The sequence below is a fragment of the Agromyces mediolanus genome (assembly GCF_023715325.1).
Lineage (GTDB): Bacteria > Actinomycetota > Actinomycetes > Actinomycetales > Microbacteriaceae > Agromyces > Agromyces mediolanus_A.
Map to the genome: position 1 here is coordinate 32,715 of NZ_JAMBNX010000003.1, position 16,327 is coordinate 49,041.

Here is a 16,327-nt window from a genome sequence, read left to right on the forward strand (position 1 = left end):
ATGGCCGACCGGAGCCTTCGAGGCATGCGAATCGGTTCGCAGAGTCTGCAGAGTGAAGACGGTGTGGTGTTCGCCGACCGCGCCGAATACACCTACCGCTGTGCGACGTGCGAGCGTGAGACCGTCATGGTCTTCTCGACCGAAGCCGAACTCCCCGAGACGTGGGAATGCCGCTTCTGCGGCGCCGAAGCCACGCTGCTCGTCGACTCGAAGCCCGTCGAGGTGGACCGCTCCGGCGAGAAGGTCGCCCGCACGCACTGGGACATGCTGCTCGAGCGTCGCACCATCCCCGAGCTCGAGGAACTCCTCGCCGAACGCCTGAACTACCTGCGCGCGCGTCGCGGACAGCAGAAGATCGGCGCCTGACGGCCGCACCGGCTCACGAACGACGAAACGCCCCGCGTCGAGCGGGGCGTTCGTCGTTCCCGGGGCCGGGTCGAGCGAGTGGATTCAGTCGGATGCCGCAGCGCGCGCCTGCTCAGCTGCGCCGACGTCGGGCGGCGAACCCCGCGGCGATGAGCCCGGCGAAGGCGAGCACGCCGATCGTGCCCGGTACCCAGGGCCCGAGGGCGACCGCGGGCGTGAGCCCGGTGCGCAGCTCGACGTCGGTCAGCATCGCGCCGGGCACATCCGCTTTCAACCCGTCGATCGTGCGGCCGGCGGGGTCCATCACCTGGCTGGTCCCGACCGTCGAGAGGTTCACGACCGAGCGCCCGGTCTCGATCGCCCGGAGCCGCGCGATCGCCAGTTGCTGCAGGTTCTCGTCGGTGCCGCGGAAGTCGGCGTTGTTCGTCTGGAGGAGGTAGAGCTCGGCGCCGTCGCGCGCGCCCTCCCACATCAGGTTGTCGTAGATGACGTCGAAGCAGATGGCGAGGCCGGCCAGCGTGCCGTCGAGATCGAAGACCGGCGGGTTCGTGCCGGGCGAGTAGCCGCGCTGGACGAGCGAGATGAGGTCGGGCGCGAAGAGCATGTAGAAGTCCCGGTCCGGGATGTACTCGCCGAACGGCACCGGGTTCCGCTTGTCGTAGAACGCTGTGGCGCCCTCACCGGCGCGCCACAGCATCGAGGTGTTGTAGTACTTCTCGTCGCGGTAGCTGACGGCGTTCATGATGAACGGCGCGTCCAGCTCCTCGGCGATCCGGTCGAGTGCGGCCGCGGCACTCGGATTGCCGAGCGGATCGAGATCGACCGAGCCCTCGGGCCAGAGCAGCACGTCGACGTCGTCGGCGCCGAACAACGGCTCGGTGGCCTCGAGCTGGCTGCGGAACACCTCCCCCGGCTCCCGCTCGTCGAAGTAGCCGGCCGGGCCGTTTCCCTGCACGCTCGCGACGCGGAGCTCGCCGTTCGGTGTGGTGGGCCAGGCGGGCAGGAGGAGCGCCACCACGAGCGTGGCGGCGACGGGCAGCGCGCCGCGCCAATCGTTCCAGGAGCGGGCGCGGACCCACTCGATGGTCGCGGCCACGAGGAAGACCATGACGAAGCCGAGCCCGGAGGAACCGCCCCAGGAGACGAGCTGGGCGAAGGGGCTCTCGGACTGGCTGAGTGCCGCCCGCGCCCACGGGAAGCCGCCGTACGGCACCGAGCCCACGACGTTCTCGCGGAGCACCCAGAGGCCTGCGACGAGCGCGGGGAGGACGAGGAGCCGGCCGACGCGACCGGGGGCGGCTCGAGGCATCCACCGGTAGGCCAGCGCGATCGCGAGCGCGCCGACCGCGACGAACACCGCCTCGAAGAGCGAGAGCGCGAGCCACGGGATGGGGCCGAGGTAGCGCCCGGTCCAGGAGACGTCGACGAGGTAGAAGGTGGCGCCGAAGACGTACCCCATGAGCAGCGCTCCGCCGATGGTGCGCCCGATGAGGGTCAGGAGTGCGAGCGCGATGCCGACGAAGGCGAGCGGCCAGATGCTCGCACCGGGGAAGCCGAGGTCGTAGACGAAGGCGGCGCCGACGGCGACGGGCAGTGCCGCCCACCAGGGCAGCAGCGGGCGAGGGCGTTCTGGCACGGGGGAAATCCTAGGCGCACGAGGCTGAGGGTCGGCGGCGCTGGCGGTCGGCGTCTCGCTCACGCGACGACCGTGTCGATGACGACGCCGCGGCGCACTCCGTCGATGGCGTCGCGCGCGCGGATGGCGAGCTCGGAGTCCGCGACGATCGAGATCTGGTCGAGGAGGTCGATGACCTGCTTCGTCAGGCGCACGAAGTCGCCGGCGGCGAGCTCGATGTCCTCCAGGACGACGCCGAGGGGCACCCCCCTCGCCCAGGCGTGCATCGCCTGCGCGAGGGCGGGAGACGGCTGCTCAGGGCCGCTCAGGCGGTGATCACGCTCGAGGTCGTCGAGCTCCGACCACACGTCGGTCGTCCGCGCGAAGGCCTCGCGGAACCCGCCGCGCGGCAGACGGAAGTCCACCCCGCGGTCGTCGCGCCGCGGCTCGTAGACGAGCGCGGCCGCCATCGCGGCGAGACCGGGGGCGTCGAGCTCGGTCCAGAGGCCCTGACGCAGGCATTCGGCGACGAGCAGGTCGCGTTCACCGTAGATGCGCTTCAGGATGCGCCCGTCGGCGGTGGAGACGAGCGCGCCATGGCGGTCCCGCTCCAGGTAGCCGAGCCGTTCGAGCACCTCCGTGACGCGATCGAAGCGCTTCGCGACCTGGCCCGTCCGCGTTCGGATCTGCGACTGGAGCTGATCGTGCTCCTTCCGGAGGCGCCACCAGCGTTCGGCCCATCGTGCGTGCGCCTCGCGCTCCGCGCAGCCGTGGCACGGGTGCGCGCGGAGGGCCTTGCGCAGGCCGGTGATCTCCCGCTGCATCCGTTCGCGCTGGGCATGCGTCGGGTTGCCCTTCGCCTGGCTGCGCTCGAGCTCGGCGATCTTCCGGCGGATCCCCGCGTACTCGGCGAAGTCGCCGAGGTGGCAGCGCATCGCCTGCTCGTAGCCGGACAGCGACTCCTCCTGCTTGCGCAGGGTTCGGGCCAGGTCGACGACGGCCCGGTCGGCCTGGAACTGCGCGAAGGAGAGCTCCAGGATCTGGCGGGTGCGCTCGCGACCGAACTGGTCGATGAGGTTCACCGCCATGTTGTACGTCGGCTTGAAGCTCGAGTTCATCGGGTAGCTGCGGCGGGAGGCGAGCGCGGCGACGGCTTCCGGGTCGAGCCCTTCGACCCATTGGATGACCGAGTGCCCCTCCACGTCGATGCCTCGGCGACCCGCCCGACCGGTGAGCTGGGTGTACTCCCCCGGCGTGATCGGCACGCGCGCTTCGCCGTTGAACTTCTCCAGCTTCTCGAGCACGACCGAGCGGGCCGGCATGTTCACGCCGAGCGCGAGCGTCTCCGTCGCGAACACGACCTTCAGGAGCTTCTGCTGGAACAGCTCCTCGACGATCTCCTTGAACGCCGGCAGCATGCCGGCGTGGTGCGCCGCGACGCCGCGCTGCAGCCCCTCGAGCCACTCCCAGTACCCGAGCACGGCGAGGTCCTCGTCGCGGAAGGTGCGGACGCGCGCCTCGACGATCTTGCGGATCTCCTCCCGCTCGTGCGCCTCGGTGAGGCGGAGGCCGCTCCGGAGCAGCTGACGGACCGCCTGATCGCATCCGGCCCGGGAGAAGATGAAGACGATCGCCGGCAGCAGATGCTTCTGCTGCAGCATCGCGACGAGCTCCGGGCGATCCATCCGCCCGCTGCCCTGGCCGCCCTGCTGACCGCGATGGTACCTGCCCCGGTCGCTCCCCCGCTGCCCGCGCTGCGAGCGGCCGCCAAGTGAGCGACTCGCCCGCGCCAGCTGCTTCAGCTCGGGGTTGACGCGATGCGTGGCCGCTTGCCCCGAGGAGTCGAAGAGATCGAGCAGCTTCTGGCGCACGAGCACATGCTGCTCGAGCGGCACGGGCCGCTCCTCGGAGACGATCACGTCGGTGTCGCCGCGGACGGCCTGGAGCCAGTCGCCGAACTCCTCGGCGTTCGACACCGTCGCGCTCAGCGAGACGAGGCGCACCGCCTCCGGGAGGTGGATGATGACCTCCTCCCAGACCGCGCCGCGGAAGCGGTCGGCGAGGTAGTGCACCTCGTCCATGACCACGTACGCGAGGCGGTCGAGGAGCGGTGAATCGGCGTACAGCATGTTGCGCAGCACCTCGGTCGTCATGACGACGATACGGGCGCCCGAGTTCACGTTGGTGTCCCCCGTCAGCAGGCCGACCTGATCCGCACCCCAGGCGTCGACGAACTCCTGGTACTTCTGGTTGGAGAGCGCCTTGATGGGCGTCGTGTAGAACACCTTGTCGCCCGGCTCCTGCATCGCGAGGAACACCGCGAACTCCGCCACGATCGTCTTGCCGGCGCCGGTCGGCGCCGCGACGAGCACGCTGCGGCCCTCGTCGAGCGCGGCGCAGGCGGCGCGCTGGAACGGATCGAGGTCGAATCGGATGGTCGCCTGGAACTCCGCGACCCGCGGCTGCCTGCGTTGCTGCCGCGAGCGGGCGTACCGCTCCGACGGGGAGGAGGTCGTCACCCGTCCAGCCTAGACAGCCGCTCCGAACTCGGCGGCATTCCGCTTCGCGACACGGCGATCGTGCAGGAACGCGAGGAACCACGCGACGAAGTAGAGCAGGATCATCGGGATCGCGAGGAGGAACATCGACACGACGTCGGCCGACGGCGTCGCGATCGCCGTGAAGAGGATGATGACGAGGATCGCCACGCGCCACGCCTTCAGGATCGCGGCCGCGCTGAAGATGCCCGCGTAGTTCAGCAGCACGATGAACACCGGGACGACGAAGGCGACCCCGATCGCGAGCACGAGCTTCAAGACGAAGTCGACGTACTCCTTCGCGGTGAGCCAGGCCGGCGAGGTGTCGGGCACGAAGCTCGTCATCACCTTCACGATGTTCGGCAGCACGAACCAGCCGGCGGCGCAGCCGAGCAGGAAGAGCGGGATGGCCGAGGCGAAGAACGCGAGCGTGAACTTGCGCTCCCGCGTGTTCAGCCCGGGCACCAGGAACGCGAAGATCTGGTAGAGCCACACCGGGCTGGAGAGGACGATGCCGATGGTGAAGGCGATCTGCAGGCGCAGATCGAAGGCGCTGCCGATCGTCGGGAAGACGATCTCGGCCTGCTTGCCCGTCGCCTCGGCGACGCGGTGCACCGGCTCCTGGATGGCGTCCCAGACGAAGAGGTCGGTGAGGACCCATCCTCCGACGGCGCCGACGACGATGGCGATGGCGGAGATGAAGAGCCGTTTGCGCAGCTCGATCAGATGCGCGCCGAGCGACATCCGCTTCTCGCGGTTCTTCTCACCGCGCTCTCTCACCGCGGTCACGGGAGGTCAGGCGTTCTTGCCGGAGTCCGTGCTGCCGGCCTTGGGCTGCTCCTCGGTCGACTTCGCCGTTCCGTCTGCGGCGTCGTCGCCGGACTGGTCGGAACGGACCTCGCTCTTCAGGATCTTCATCGACTGGCCGAGGCTGCGAGCGAGGGCGGGCAGCTTGGGCGCGCCGAACAGCAGCAGGATGACCACAAGGATGATCAGCGCGTGCCAACCGGTGAAACCTTGAAACATGGGTGCTCGTCCAATGTTCGGAAACTCGTGGTGAACAGTCTAGCCGGTCGGACCTTTGCCCGAGCCGCCAGTCGGGACGTCCGGCGACTCGTAGCCCGCGAGCCCCGCGCGGGCCCATTCGGCGACCGCGGCACGAGCCTCAGCCGGCGCGACGACCGTGACGAGCCCCGGCAGCCCCGCGATCAGCCGCTTGAGCCCGTGATAGTGCGCCACCCGCAAGGTCACCCGCAGCCGGTCGCCCGCCGGCTCGCTGTGGGAGTCGGCCAGGTAGTCCGCGAGCAGCGGCAGCGTCTCCTCCGCGACGTCGACCACGACGTCGAGGTCGCTGTCGGAGCCGTGGAAGAGCGTGTCAGGCACCTCGCGCCCGCTGTGGTCGGCGATCGGACGTTCGCTCACGAGCAGTTCGGTCATGCGGTCGACCCGGAAGTTCCGCATGTCCTCACGGCCGTGGTCGTACGCCTGGAGGTACCAGTCGGCCCCGAGCGACGCGATGCGGAGCGGGTCGACGCGGCGCCTGGCGCGCTCCCCCAGCGCGTTGCGGTAGTCGAACTCGAGCTGGCGCCCGGCGGTGACGGCCTCCCGGATGCGCGCGAGCGAGGCATCCGCCTCCGTCTCGGCGACGGCGAGTTGGGTCGGGGCGCCGGTGGTGCCGAGCCGGAGCTTCTCGAGCAGCGCGGCGAGGCGGGCGCTGCCGGCGTTCTCGGGTGAGGCCGAGAGGTACTGCAGTCCGGCGATGAGCGCGCTCGCCTCACGGGCCGACAGCCGCGGGGCGTCGTCGATCGCCACGTGATGCACGATGACGATGACGTCGTCGTCCTCGAAGGAGTCCCAGTCGATGTCGAACAGGTCGTTCGGCTGATAGGTGCCGGTCTCGCCAGGAAGGCCCGAGGTGGCGATCAGCCGGACGGCGTCGCGGATCTCGCCCTCGCTGAGCCCGAAGTACTCGGCCGCCTCGGAGACATCGACCACCCGGCGCTCGAGCAGGTACGGCACGAAGGCGAGCAGGAACACGAGCTTGTCGGAGGCGCGCAGCGGCTTGCGTGCGACCATCAGCGGACCTCCTCCTCGTCGTGGGCGGCGGCGACGATCGCGAGCCGGGCCGTCACCGCATCGCGGAGCTCGGCCGGCGCGATCACGCGCACCTCGGGGCCGTACGCGGCGAGCTCGTCCGCGAAGACGGCGGCGTCGGTGTAGTGCAGGGCGATCACGCCCCGGTCGTCGTCACGGAGCACGGCGCGCTTGCCGAGACGGACCTCCGCGTCGCTGCCGGCGGCGACCGCCAGGTCGGCGGAGTTCTGCAGCCGGAGGGCCTCGAGCTCGCCGAGGATGCGGTCCTGCACGTCGGCCGGTGGTGCGTCGAAGGTCACGCCGGACAGCACCTGCACCGGGCCGACGATGCGCGAGAGGAGGTAGGTGCGCAGGCCGTCGGCGTCGCGGTCGCGACCGTGCAGATGCCAGCGGCCCTCGTGCAGCACGACGGCGTAGGGCTCGACACGGCGAAGTCGCGGCGCAGGCTCGCCGGGCTTGAAGTACCGGAACGACACGGCCTGCCGCCGGTCGAGCGCCTGGCGCAGCGGCTCGAAGGCGGCATCGCGCACCCGGAGACGCGGGGCGTAGCCGATCACGGGCTCCCGCGGCTCGATGCCGAGGGCGCGGAGCTTCGTGAGCGCCCGCTGCGAGTCGGACGACAGCGAGGCCTCGCGCCACACCTCGGCGGCGAGGCCGAGCAGGGCGAGCTCATCGGGGGTGAAGGTGACCTCGTCGGGCAGGTCGTAGCGTCCCTTCGGGATGCGGTACCGCAGCGACTGGTTGTCGCCCGGGCGGTCGGGCGACTCGATCGTCTCGAGCGGGATGCCGAGCTCGCGCACCTCGTCCTTGTCGCGCTCGAACTGCCGCTCGAGGCTCGCGTTCGCACCGGCGGGGTCGTAGCGCTCGGCGTAGCCGCGCACGGTCGACAGGATCTCCGACTTCAGCAGCCCGGTCTCGGTCGCGAGCAGCGCGAGCACGAGGCTGAAGAGGCGGTCCTCGACCTGGATGCGGGGCGTTCCCCGAGACTTCTCCGCCACAGCAGCGATCATACTGAACCGGCCGAGGCCGGTCGCCGCCGCGCGCGAATCAGAGGACGCCCAGGATGTCGACGACGAAGAAGAGGGTGGCGTTCGGAGCGATGACGCCGTTGCCGGCCCCCTGCTCGCCGTAGGCCTCGCTCGCCGGGATGATCAGCCCGAGCTGGGAGCCGACCTGCTGGCCGATGAGCGCCGTGGTCATGCCGACCGGCAGGCCCATCTGCATCGCGGTGTTCGCATCGCTCGTCGCGCCGACGCGGGCGGGTGTGCCCTGACCCCACGTGGACAGCTGCTCGATGACCTGGTTGTCGTCCCAGTTCACGGCGGTGAACTGCACGACGACGGTATCGCCGTCCTTCACGACCGGGCCGTTGCCGCCCTTCAGCACCTCGACTGCGGTGGTCTTCTCCGCGTCGGCGGGCGGGTCGGCCTTCGGCACGGTGATGCCCGGTCGCCCGTCGGGCGCGAGCACGACCGCGGGGAAGCCGTCGCGCGTGAGCTGCGGGGCGCCCTCGGCCTTCGTCGGGAAGGCGCGGAGCACATCGAGCACGAACACGACGCCGTTCTTGGGGTCGGCGTCGGGTGCGGGCTCCCCCGTGCCGCTCGCGTCGTAGTCCGCGGCGACGAACATCACCCGCGAGCCCTCGCGCGCGCAGCTCAGGCCCTTGTCGAAGGCCGGGATCGAATCCGCCCCGCCGCGCGCCAGGAACTGGCCGCCCGCGTCGCCGAAGCCGCCGCCGCCGATGCGCTTGCCCGTCCCGCCGTCGTACACGACGTAGGCCACCTCCACGAGCTGGCCGTCGGCGATGCGGTCGCCGGTGCCGTCACTCAGCACCTCGCACTGGGTCTTCGTCGGGGTTAGCGGGGTGGGGAACTCCACTTTGGGCTCCGTGCCGAAATCGCCCGTCACCGTGACCGCCTCGGTGGAGGCCCCGGGAGCGGCCTCCGGCGCAGGGCCGGTCGAGCAGGCTGAGAGGGCGACGGCGACGCCGACGGCGGCGATGAGCGCGAGAGACGAGCGCACGGATCCTCGATTCTGGGAGACGGTCACGGATTCCGCCGGCGAGGCGGTGAGCGTTGAAAGCCTACCCGGCATCGCCGGGGGCCTCGTCGACGGGCGGCTCCTCGATGGGCGCTCTGGCGTGCCCGGCCGCCGTGTCGGCAGCGCGGACGCGCTTGCGAAGGGCCTTGTCGCTGACGGTCCGCTCGCCGAGCGCACCCGGGGTCCAGGCCTCGACGTCCTCGTCGCTGAACTCGGTCTTCGACGGGCGCCGCTTGAGCTCGGGGAGCACGGTGTCCGGCGCCAGCCGTCGCGCGGTGATCAGGAAGCCGGTGTGGGCGATCATCCGGTGGTCGGGGCGCACGGCGAGCCCCTGCACGTGCCATCCGCGCACCATCGTCTCGTTCGCGGCCGGGTCGGTGTACTCCCCGGTCGCTCGGATCGCCTCGGCCACGCGGGAGAGCTGGGTGACCGTGGCGACGTAGCAGAGCACGACGCCGCCGGGCTTCAGTGCCCGCGAGACCGCGCCGATGCACTCCCACGGCGCGAGCATGTCGAGCACCACGCGGTCGACGGAGCCGTCGGCGACGGTCTCCGGCAGCGCCTCGGCGAGGTCGCCGAGGGTGATCGACCAGTTCTCCGGGTCGCGGCCGTGGAACGTGGCGACGTTGCCGCGGGCCACCTCGGCGAACTCGTCGCGCCGCTCGAACGAGTGCAGCCGGCCCGCCGGTCCGATCGCCCGCAGCAGCCACAGCGAGAGGGCGCCCGACCCGACTCCCGCCTCGACGACGGTCGCGCCGGGGAACACGTCGGCCTGGGCGAGGATCTGGGCGGCGTCCTTCGGGTAGACGATCGCCGCGCCGCGCGGCATCGACATCACGAAGTCGCTGAGCAGCGGTCGGAGCGCCAGGTACTCGACGCCCACCTCGTTCGCGACGACCGAGCCGTCGGGCAGCCCGATGACGGCGTCGTGCGCGATGCCGCCCTTGTGGGAGTGGAAGAGCTTGCCGGGCTCCAGGGTGATGGTGTGCATCCGCCCCTTCGGGCCGGTGAGCTGGACGCGGTCGCCGACCCGGAAGGGGCCGCTCCGCTCGCCGCGGCTCTCGTTCACGCGTTGGCCTCCTCGGGCTCGTCGGCGCGGCGCCGAGCGGTCAGGTGGGTGCTCGCGGCCTCGAACAGCTGGGTGCTCGTGCGTCCCTCGAGCGTCGGCCACAGCAGGTGGGCGTCGCTGTCGTCGAGCGAGGCGATGTGCGGGATGCCGAGGGCGAAGGCCCCGGAGGCCGCCGCGGAGGCGACCCCGGGCGGGGAATCCTCGAGCGCGATGCAGGCGGCGATGTCGACGCCGAGCTGCTCGGCGGCGCGGAGGTAGGGCTCCGGGTGCGGCTTCGGGTGGTCGACCATGTCGCCGGCGACGAGCACGTCGAACGCCTCGAAGCCGGTCGCGGCGACGATGTCCTCGGCCATCGAGCGCAGGGACATCGTGACGAGGCCGGTCGGCACGCCCGCCTCGCGGATCTCGCGCAGGAGCTCGCGCGCCCCGGGGCGCCAGGGCGCGCCGTGGGCGACGATCTGCTCGCGCACGCGCGCAGTCAGGTGCTGCACGATCTCGTCGGCGGAGAGCTCAACCCCCGCCCGCTGGAAGACGGCCGCCGAGTCCCAGAGGCCGGACCCGACGAGCTGCAGTCCGTCCTCCTCGGTCCAGACGCCGCCGAACGAGCGGACGAGCTCCGCCTCGGCGCGGATCCAATACGGTTCGGTGTCGACGAGCGTGCCGTCCATGTCCCAGAGGACGGCGGCGGGAAGGCGAGTGGTCACAACGGGCAAGTCTACGGGCACGGCCTATTGTGGAACCGAACCCGGACCGTCCGGGCGCAGGAAGCGGGGCGACGCCAGTGGACCATCCGGTCGGATTCGACGGCGGACGACTCCTCGTCGTGGCCTTCGAGGGGTGGAACGACGCGGGCGAGGCGGCGACGGGTGCGGCGAAGCTGCTCGTGCGCCGACTGGGGCTCGTCGAGATCGCCGCGGTCGACCCCGAGCTGTACTTCGATTTCCAGTTCTCGCGCCCGTCGATCGTCGCCGGCGACGATGGCGTGCGTCGCATCGAATGGCCCGGCGCCGCGATCCTCGGCCCGGGCGGCGAGCCCGAGCCGGACGACGACTCGGAGGAGCAGCTCTCCGGACCCGGTGTCGAGGCGCTGCACGTGCTGCTCGGCGCGGAGCCGGCTCGCAGCTGGAAGGCCTTCACCGCCGAACTCATCGACGCCGCGCTGGCCGCGGACATCGAGGGCATCGTGCTCCTCGGCGCCATGCTCGCCGACGCCCCGCACACCCGCCCGCTCGCGGTCTTCGCCTCGAGCGAGAATGCCGAGGTGCGCTCCTCGCTCGGCGTCGAGCGCTCGAGCTACGAGGGCCCGGTCGGCATCCTCAGTGTCATCGCCGACCAGGCCGAGCGCGCCGGCATCCCGACCGTCTCGCTGTGGGCCTCGGTGCCGCACTACGTGCACAACGCTCCCTCTCCGAAGGCCGTGCTGGCCCTCCTCGGCAAGCTCGAGGAGCTGACGGGCCTCTCGATCCCCCGCGGCACGCTCGAGATCGAGTCGAAGGCCTGGGAGGCCGGGGTCGACGCGCTCGCGGCGGAGGACGACGAGATGGCCGCCTACATCGCCCAGCTCGAGGAGGCGCGCGACGCGGTCGACGCGCCCGAGGCGAGCGGCGAGGCCATCGCGAAGGAGTTCGAGCGCTATCTGCGCCGGCGCGGCGACGGTCCCGCCGGCGACGAGCCCTGGCGGCCCCGGGAGAGCTGAGCTCAGGCGCTCAGCACGCCCGTGCCCAGCAGCACGAAGAGCAGTCCGCCGAGCAGGATCCGGTAGATCACGAAGGGCAGGAAGCTGCGCTTCGAGATGTAGTTCATGAAGAACGCGATCACGAGCAGCCCCACCACGAAGGCGACGAGCGTCGCCGCGCCCGTCTCGACCAGCCCGTAGACGCTCGGCTCGCCGAAGCTCTTGAAGAGCTGGTAGAAGCCCGAGCCGAAGACCGCGGGGATCGCCAGCAGGAACGCGTAGCGCGCGGCGGCGGCACGCTCGTACCCGAGGAAGAGGCCCATCGAGATCGTGCCGCCCGAGCGTGAGACGCCCGGGATGAGCGCGAGGGCCTGGGCGAGGCCAAACAGGATGCCGTGCGGCACGTTCAGCTGCTTCAGGGTGCGGGTCTTCCGACCGGCCCAGTCGGCGAGGCCGAGGATGACGCCGAAGACGACGAGCATCGTCGCGACGATCCAGAGCGAGCGGAAGGTCGTCTCGATCTCGTCCTGGAACAGGACGCCGAGGGCCACGATCGGGATCGAGCCGACGATGATCAGCCAGCCCATCCGGGCGTCGGGGTCGTTCCTCGGCACTCGGCCGGTGAACGAGCCGAACCAGTGCGAGATGATCCGCACGATGTCGCGCCAGAAGAACACGACGACCGCCGCTTCGGTGCCGATCTGGGTGATGGCGGTGAACGCCGCCCCCGGGTCCTGCGCTCCCGGCAGGAGTTCGCCGAGGATGCGCAGGTGCGCGCTCGAAGAGATGGGAAGGAACTCGGTGAGTCCCTGGACGAACCCGAGGATGAGGGCTTCGATCACGTGTCGTGTGTCCGTTCGGTCGATGGCGTGCGGCGACGGAGACGATCGTAAGCCCCCTCCGTGGGAGGGCTCAGTATTCGAGCAGCAGGTCGCGAAGCACGCGGTGCCCGAAGGAGAGCGCGTCGAGCGGCACGCGCTCGTCGACGCCGTGGAACATCGCCGGGAAATCGATGCCCTCCGGGAGCCGCAGGGGGGCGAAGCCGTAGCCGGCGATGCCGAGCCGGGAGAGCGCCTTGTTGTCGGTGCCGCCCGAGAGGAGGTACGGGAAGACCGGGGCGCCGGGGTCGTGCCGGCCGATCGCCCCGGCGACGGCGTCGACGAGCGGGCCGGTCGTGGAGGCCTCGAGGCCGACGTCGCGGTGCACGATCTCGACCTCGACCTCGTCGCCGGCGAGCTCGCGGATCGCGGCGAGCACCTCGTCCTCCTCGCCCGGCAGGGTGCGGATGTCGACGAGCGCCTCCGCCCGGTCGGGGATGACGTTGTGCTTGTACCCGGCCTCGAGCAGCGTCGGGTTGGTCGTCGTGCGGAGCGTCGCGGTGATGAACCCGGAAGCTGAGCCGGTGGCGAGGGCGAGCTCGTCGGGCGAGAGCTGCTGCGGGTCGACGCCGAGGACCCCCGCGATGGCCGCCAGGAGCTCCGTGGTGGTGCCGGTGAGCCGCAGCGGCCACTCGGTGCGGCCGATCCGTGCCACCGCCTCGGCGAGCTTCGTGACGGCGTTGTCGTGGATGAGCCGGGAGCCGTGCGCGGCGGTGCCCGTGGCGACGAGGCGTACCCAGAGCAGGGACTTCTCCCCCGTCTGCAGCAGGTAGGCCCGAGTGCCGCCGACGGTGATGGAGTAGCCGCCGACCTCGCTGATCGCCTCGGTGGCGCCGGCGAACAGCTCGGGGTGATGCTCGACCATCCAGTGCGCGCCGTAGTCGCCGCCCGCCTCCTCGTCGGCGAAGAACGCGACGACGAGCTCGCGTTCCGGCTGGCGGCCGCTGCGCAGGATGTCGCCGAGCGCCGTCAGCATCATGGCGTCCATGTCCTTCATGTCCACCGCGCCGCGGCCCCAGAGCATGCCGTCGCGCACCTCACCCGCGAAGGGGTCGACGCTCCAGTTGCGCGGGTCGGCGGGGACCACGTCGAGGTGGCCGTGCAGTACGAGCGCCGGCTTGTCGGGGTTGCGGCCCGGGACGCGGGCGACGACGCTCGCCCGACGCGGGGCGGACTCGAAGAGCTGCGGGGCGAGCCCGAGGGCGGCGAGCTTCGCCTCGACGTACTCGGCGGCCTCACGCTCGCCGTTCGCGCGGCCCTCACCGTAGTTCGTGGTGTCGAAGCGGATCAGCTCCTGCGCGATGCTCGCCGTCTCGTCGAGTTCGTCGGTGATCGCGGGGGTCGTCGCTGCCTCGGCCATGCGCTCCACGCTATCGTGCCCGCCTCGTTCTCCCCCGCACTCCCCCGTTTCTGCGGCTTTCCGGTCTCGGAAAGCGATTTTCAGCAGCGTGATCTGCGCTTTCGGAGGGGTGGATGCCGCGGCCGCCCGCGGTGGTCGAACGGCTCTCTGAAACCGTGCTAATGTCTTCTACGGCCCGCTGAGTGATCAGCGGGAAACCACGCGCGGGTGGCGGAAATGGCAGACGCGCTAGCTTGAGGTGCTAGTGCCCGTTAGGGCGTGGGGGTTCAAGTCCCCCCTCGCGCACGTGGTCGAAAGGGCCGGATCGAAAGATCCGGCCCTTTCGCGTTTTCCGGGTTCGAACTCCATCCGGAGAGTCGAATACCTGTTCGATGGTGGACTTGCCGTTTTCGAATCTCTGTTCGAAACTGGACGGGTGACCTCGACCCTTCCCCAACGCACCCGCCTCGAGCGGGTCGCCGAGCTGCAGAGCCGCATCCAGGGGATGCAGGCGACGAAGCTCGAGGGGCGGGCGCTGCCGACGCATCCGGCGCTCGCGGGGCTCCTCCCCGGTGGCGCGTTGCGCGAGGGCACCGTCACGGAGGTCCACGGCTCGGGCTCGCTCCTGATGGCCCTGCTCGCCGAGGCGAGTGACGCCGGGCGCTGGTGCGCGGTCGTCGGCATCCCCGAGTTCGGGGTGGAGGCGGCCGAGCGCTTCGGGCTCGATCTCGACCGGCTCGCGCTCGTGCCCCGGCCGGGCCGGCACTGGTTCACCGTCGTCGCGACGCTCGCCGAGGCCATCCCGCTCGTCGCGGTCCGCCCCGGCGGCCGGGTGCAGCCCGCCGAGGCGTCCAGGCTCGCGGCCAGGCTCCGCGAGCGCGGCTCGGCACTGCTCGTGGCTGGCGGTTGGCCCGGCAGCGAGGCGAGCCTCGGCGTCGAGGGGAGCAGCTGGAGCGGGCTCGAGCGCGGGCACGGCCTGCTCGCCGACCACGAGCTGTCCGTACGCGCCTCCGGGCGGGGCGGCTTCGCGAGCGGGCGACGGGCGCGGCTCCGGCTCACAGAGGAGGCTCGGGGCTTCGCCGAGGTCCAGCCGCTGGCCGAGGTCCGCCGGCTCGGCGGAGAACGGCGGGTGGGATGATCCGGCACACCCGCACCATCGTGCTCTGGTGCCCAGACTGGCCGGTCCTTGCGGCGGGCCGTGAGGCGGGGATCGACCCGGCGCGGCCGATCGCGCTCGTCGAAGGCGGCGCCGTGCACTCCTGCTCGGCCGCGGCCCGCCGCGACGGAGTCGCCAGGGGGCTCCGGCTGCGCGAGGCGCAGTACCGCTCCCCGGAGCTCCTCGTGCTCCCCTACGACCCGGTGCTCGACCATCGCGCCTTCGAGCCCGTGGTGCGCGGGGTGGAGCAGGCGGTGCCCGCCGTGCAGCTCGTGCGGCCCGGCACGCTCGCGATGCGGGCGCGCGGCCCGGTCCGCTACTACGGTGGCGAGGCGCAGGCGGCGGGTGCCCTGCTCGACACTGTCGCCGCGCTCGGGGTGCCCGGGGCGAAGATCGGCATCGCCGACGGGCCGTTCGCGGCCGAGCAGGCGGCCCGCACTGCGCTGCGCTCCCCCGTCGGTGTCGTCCCCGAGGGCGGCTCGGCCGAGTTCCTCGCGCCGCTGCCCGTCTCCCTCGTCGTCGATCAGCGCACCCGTACGCTGCTCCTGCGCCTCGGCGTGCGCACACTCGGCGAGCTCGCGGCGCTGCCGGCCGATGATGTGCGCCGTCGCTTCGGCCCGGCCGGAGCGTTCGCGCACGAACGGGCCGCCGGACGGGAGCAGTCCGAGGTCGCGGCTCGCACGCCTCCCCCGGAGTTCGAGGTGGAGCAGCGCTTCGAACCGCCGATCGACCGGATCGACCAGCTCGCCTTCGCGTTCCGGGTGCCGGCTGAACGCTTCATCGACCGCATCCGCGAGTCCCGTCTCGTGTGCACGGCGCTCCGGGTCGAGCTGGAGGACGAGCGCGGCGGTCAGTCCGGACGGAGCTGGCTGCACCCGCGTTGGTTCACCGCTCCGGAAGTGCTCGACCGGGTCCGCTGGCAGCTGCAGGGGGCGGGCAGCGCCGAGGCCGGGCTCGCCGCGGCGGTGACGCGGGTGCGCATCGTCCCCGAACGGCTCGACTCGACCGGAGATCACGAGCCCGGCCTCTGGGGCGGTGGCCCCGACGAACGGGTCCACCACGCCCTCACGAGGGTGCAGGGACTCCTCGGGCATGAAGGGGTCGCCACCGCGACCGTCGGGGGTGGGCGGCTCCTCGGCGACCGGCAGGTGCTCGTGCCCTGGGGGGACCGTGCCCCGGCGGTCCGGCCCGGGCCGTGGCCGGGCACCTTGCCCGCCCGAGCGCCCGCGAGCGTCTTCGACGAGCCGGTGGCGGTGCTCCTCCGCGATGCTGCGGGCGGCTCCGTCACGATCGACGAGCGCGGGGCGATCGCTTCGCCGCCGGTCGGCTTCGCCCTCGCCGGGCAGCAGCCCGCCGAGGTACGCGCCTGGGCCGGCCCCTGGCCCGTCGTCGAACGCTGGTGGGACCCGGAGCGGGCGAGGCGGGTGCACCGCTTCCAGCTCGTCGACCACGACGGCTGCGCCTGGCTGCTGCTCCGCGACGCCGAGGGCTGGTGGGCCGAGGCGAGGTACGACTGATGGGCCGACGACTGATGGGGCCGACGACTGATGAGCTGGCG

The 16,327-nt window shown here is 71.7% G+C and carries 15 protein-coding genes and 1 tRNA gene; 5 read left to right on the forward strand and 11 right to left on the reverse strand.

Features of this window, described 5'->3' with window-relative positions; all coding sequences use genetic code 11:
* Entirely contained in the window at positions 1–366 is a 366-nt protein-coding gene (locus M3147_RS06375) for an RNA polymerase-binding protein RbpA (protein ID WP_251202643.1), read from the forward strand.
* Positions 367–478: 112 nt separating this feature from the next.
* Here the strand turns inward: M3147_RS06375 and lnt are convergent, their stop codons facing one another.
* The 9 genes from lnt to M3147_RS06420 form a co-directional block, all read right to left on the reverse strand.
* Positions 479–2,002 carry an apolipoprotein N-acyltransferase gene (gene lnt / locus M3147_RS06380; protein ID WP_251202644.1) on the reverse strand — a complete coding sequence of 508 codons (1,524 nt, stop codon included), beginning with the start codon at positions 2,000–2,002 and terminating at the stop codon, positions 479–481.
* 59 nt (positions 2,003–2,061) lie between these two features.
* Positions 2,062–4,500 carry a DEAD/DEAH box helicase gene (locus M3147_RS06385; protein WP_251202645.1) on the reverse strand — a complete coding sequence of 813 codons (2,439 nt, stop codon included), beginning with the start codon at positions 4,498–4,500 and terminating at the stop codon, positions 2,062–2,064.
* Between the two features lie 9 nt (positions 4,501–4,509).
* Positions 4,510–5,307, reverse strand: a complete 798-nt coding sequence (gene tatC, locus M3147_RS06390) for a twin-arginine translocase subunit TatC (protein ID WP_439954186.1) — start codon at positions 5,305–5,307, stop codon at positions 4,510–4,512.
* 6 nt (positions 5,308–5,313) lie between these two features.
* Positions 5,314–5,544 (reverse strand): twin-arginine translocase TatA/TatE family subunit, encoded by a 231-nt coding sequence (gene tatA / locus M3147_RS06395; RefSeq protein ID WP_251202646.1) that lies wholly within the window; start codon positions 5,542–5,544, stop codon positions 5,314–5,316.
* Positions 5,545–5,583: 39 nt separating this feature from the next.
* A complete protein-coding gene (locus tag M3147_RS06400; protein WP_251202647.1) occupies positions 5,584–6,594 on the reverse strand; it encodes a helix-turn-helix transcriptional regulator in 1,011 nt (336 codons plus the stop codon).
* On the reverse strand, positions 6,594–7,610 hold the full coding sequence (locus M3147_RS06405; RefSeq protein WP_251202648.1) for a helix-turn-helix transcriptional regulator: 1,017 nt from the start codon (positions 7,608–7,610) through the stop codon (positions 6,594–6,596). The genes M3147_RS06400 and M3147_RS06405 overlap by 1 nt, the downstream gene beginning before the upstream one ends.
* Positions 7,611–7,659: 49 nt before the next feature.
* On the reverse strand, positions 7,660–8,634 hold the full coding sequence (locus M3147_RS19490) for an FKBP-type peptidyl-prolyl cis-trans isomerase (protein WP_251202649.1): 975 nt from the start codon (positions 8,632–8,634) through the stop codon (positions 7,660–7,662).
* Between the two features lie 61 nt (positions 8,635–8,695).
* Complete coding sequence (locus tag M3147_RS06415; RefSeq protein ID WP_251202650.1) at positions 8,696–9,721, reverse strand: tRNA (adenine-N1)-methyltransferase; 1,026 nt, start codon at positions 9,719–9,721, stop codon at positions 8,696–8,698.
* Positions 9,718–10,425 carry an HAD family hydrolase gene (locus M3147_RS06420; protein ID WP_251202651.1) on the reverse strand — a complete coding sequence of 236 codons (708 nt, stop codon included), beginning with the start codon at positions 10,423–10,425 and terminating at the stop codon, positions 9,718–9,720. The genes M3147_RS06415 and M3147_RS06420 overlap by 4 nt, the downstream gene beginning before the upstream one ends.
* A 77-nt stretch (positions 10,426–10,502) precedes the next feature.
* On the opposite strand from M3147_RS06420, the gene M3147_RS06425 reads away from it, so the two are divergent.
* Positions 10,503–11,417 (forward strand): PAC2 family protein, encoded by a 915-nt coding sequence (locus M3147_RS06425; RefSeq protein ID WP_251202652.1) that lies wholly within the window; start codon positions 10,503–10,505, stop codon positions 11,415–11,417.
* A 2-nt stretch (positions 11,418–11,419) separates the two neighbouring features.
* Here the strand turns inward: M3147_RS06425 and M3147_RS06430 are convergent, their stop codons facing one another.
* Positions 11,420–12,238, reverse strand: a complete 819-nt coding sequence (locus tag M3147_RS06430) for an undecaprenyl-diphosphate phosphatase (RefSeq protein ID WP_251202653.1) — start codon at positions 12,236–12,238, stop codon at positions 11,420–11,422.
* Positions 12,239–12,308: 70 nt separating this feature from the next.
* Complete coding sequence (locus M3147_RS06435) at positions 12,309–13,634, reverse strand: M20/M25/M40 family metallo-hydrolase (protein WP_251202654.1); 1,326 nt, start codon at positions 13,632–13,634, stop codon at positions 12,309–12,311.
* Between the two features lie 201 nt (positions 13,635–13,835).
* On the opposite strand from M3147_RS06435, the gene M3147_RS06440 reads away from it, so the two are divergent.
* From M3147_RS06440 to M3147_RS06450, 3 genes are all read left to right on the forward strand, one after another.
* Positions 13,836–13,919: transfer RNA gene (locus M3147_RS06440), tRNA-Leu, on the forward strand.
* A gap of 130 nt (positions 13,920–14,049) precedes the next feature.
* Entirely contained in the window at positions 14,050–14,751 is a 702-nt protein-coding gene (locus M3147_RS06445; protein ID WP_251202655.1) for a hypothetical protein, read from the forward strand.
* Entirely contained in the window at positions 14,748–16,286 is a 1,539-nt protein-coding gene (locus tag M3147_RS06450) for a DNA polymerase Y family protein (RefSeq protein WP_251202656.1), read from the forward strand. The genes M3147_RS06445 and M3147_RS06450 overlap by 4 nt, the downstream gene beginning before the upstream one ends.
* Positions 16,287–16,327: the final 41 nt, after the last annotated feature.

Excerpts from the sequence above, each read along its gene's own strand:
- tatA (WP_251202646.1), bottom strand. The coding sequence starts at position 5,544 with ATGTTTCAAGGTTTCACCGGTTGGCACGCGCTGATCATCCTTGTGGTC.
- M3147_RS06400 (WP_251202647.1), bottom strand. The coding sequence starts at position 6,594 with ATGGTCGCACGCAAGCCGCTGCGCGCCTCCGACAAGCTCGTGTTCCTG.
- M3147_RS06435 (WP_251202654.1), bottom strand. The coding sequence starts at position 13,634 with ATGGCCGAGGCAGCGACGACCCCCGCGATCACCGACGAACTCGACGAG.
- M3147_RS06375 (WP_251202643.1), top strand. The coding sequence starts at position 1 with ATGGCCGACCGGAGCCTTCGAGGCATGCGAATCGGTTCGCAGAGTCTG.
- M3147_RS06450 (WP_251202656.1), top strand. The coding sequence starts at position 14,748 with ATGATCCGGCACACCCGCACCATCGTGCTCTGGTGCCCAGACTGGCCG.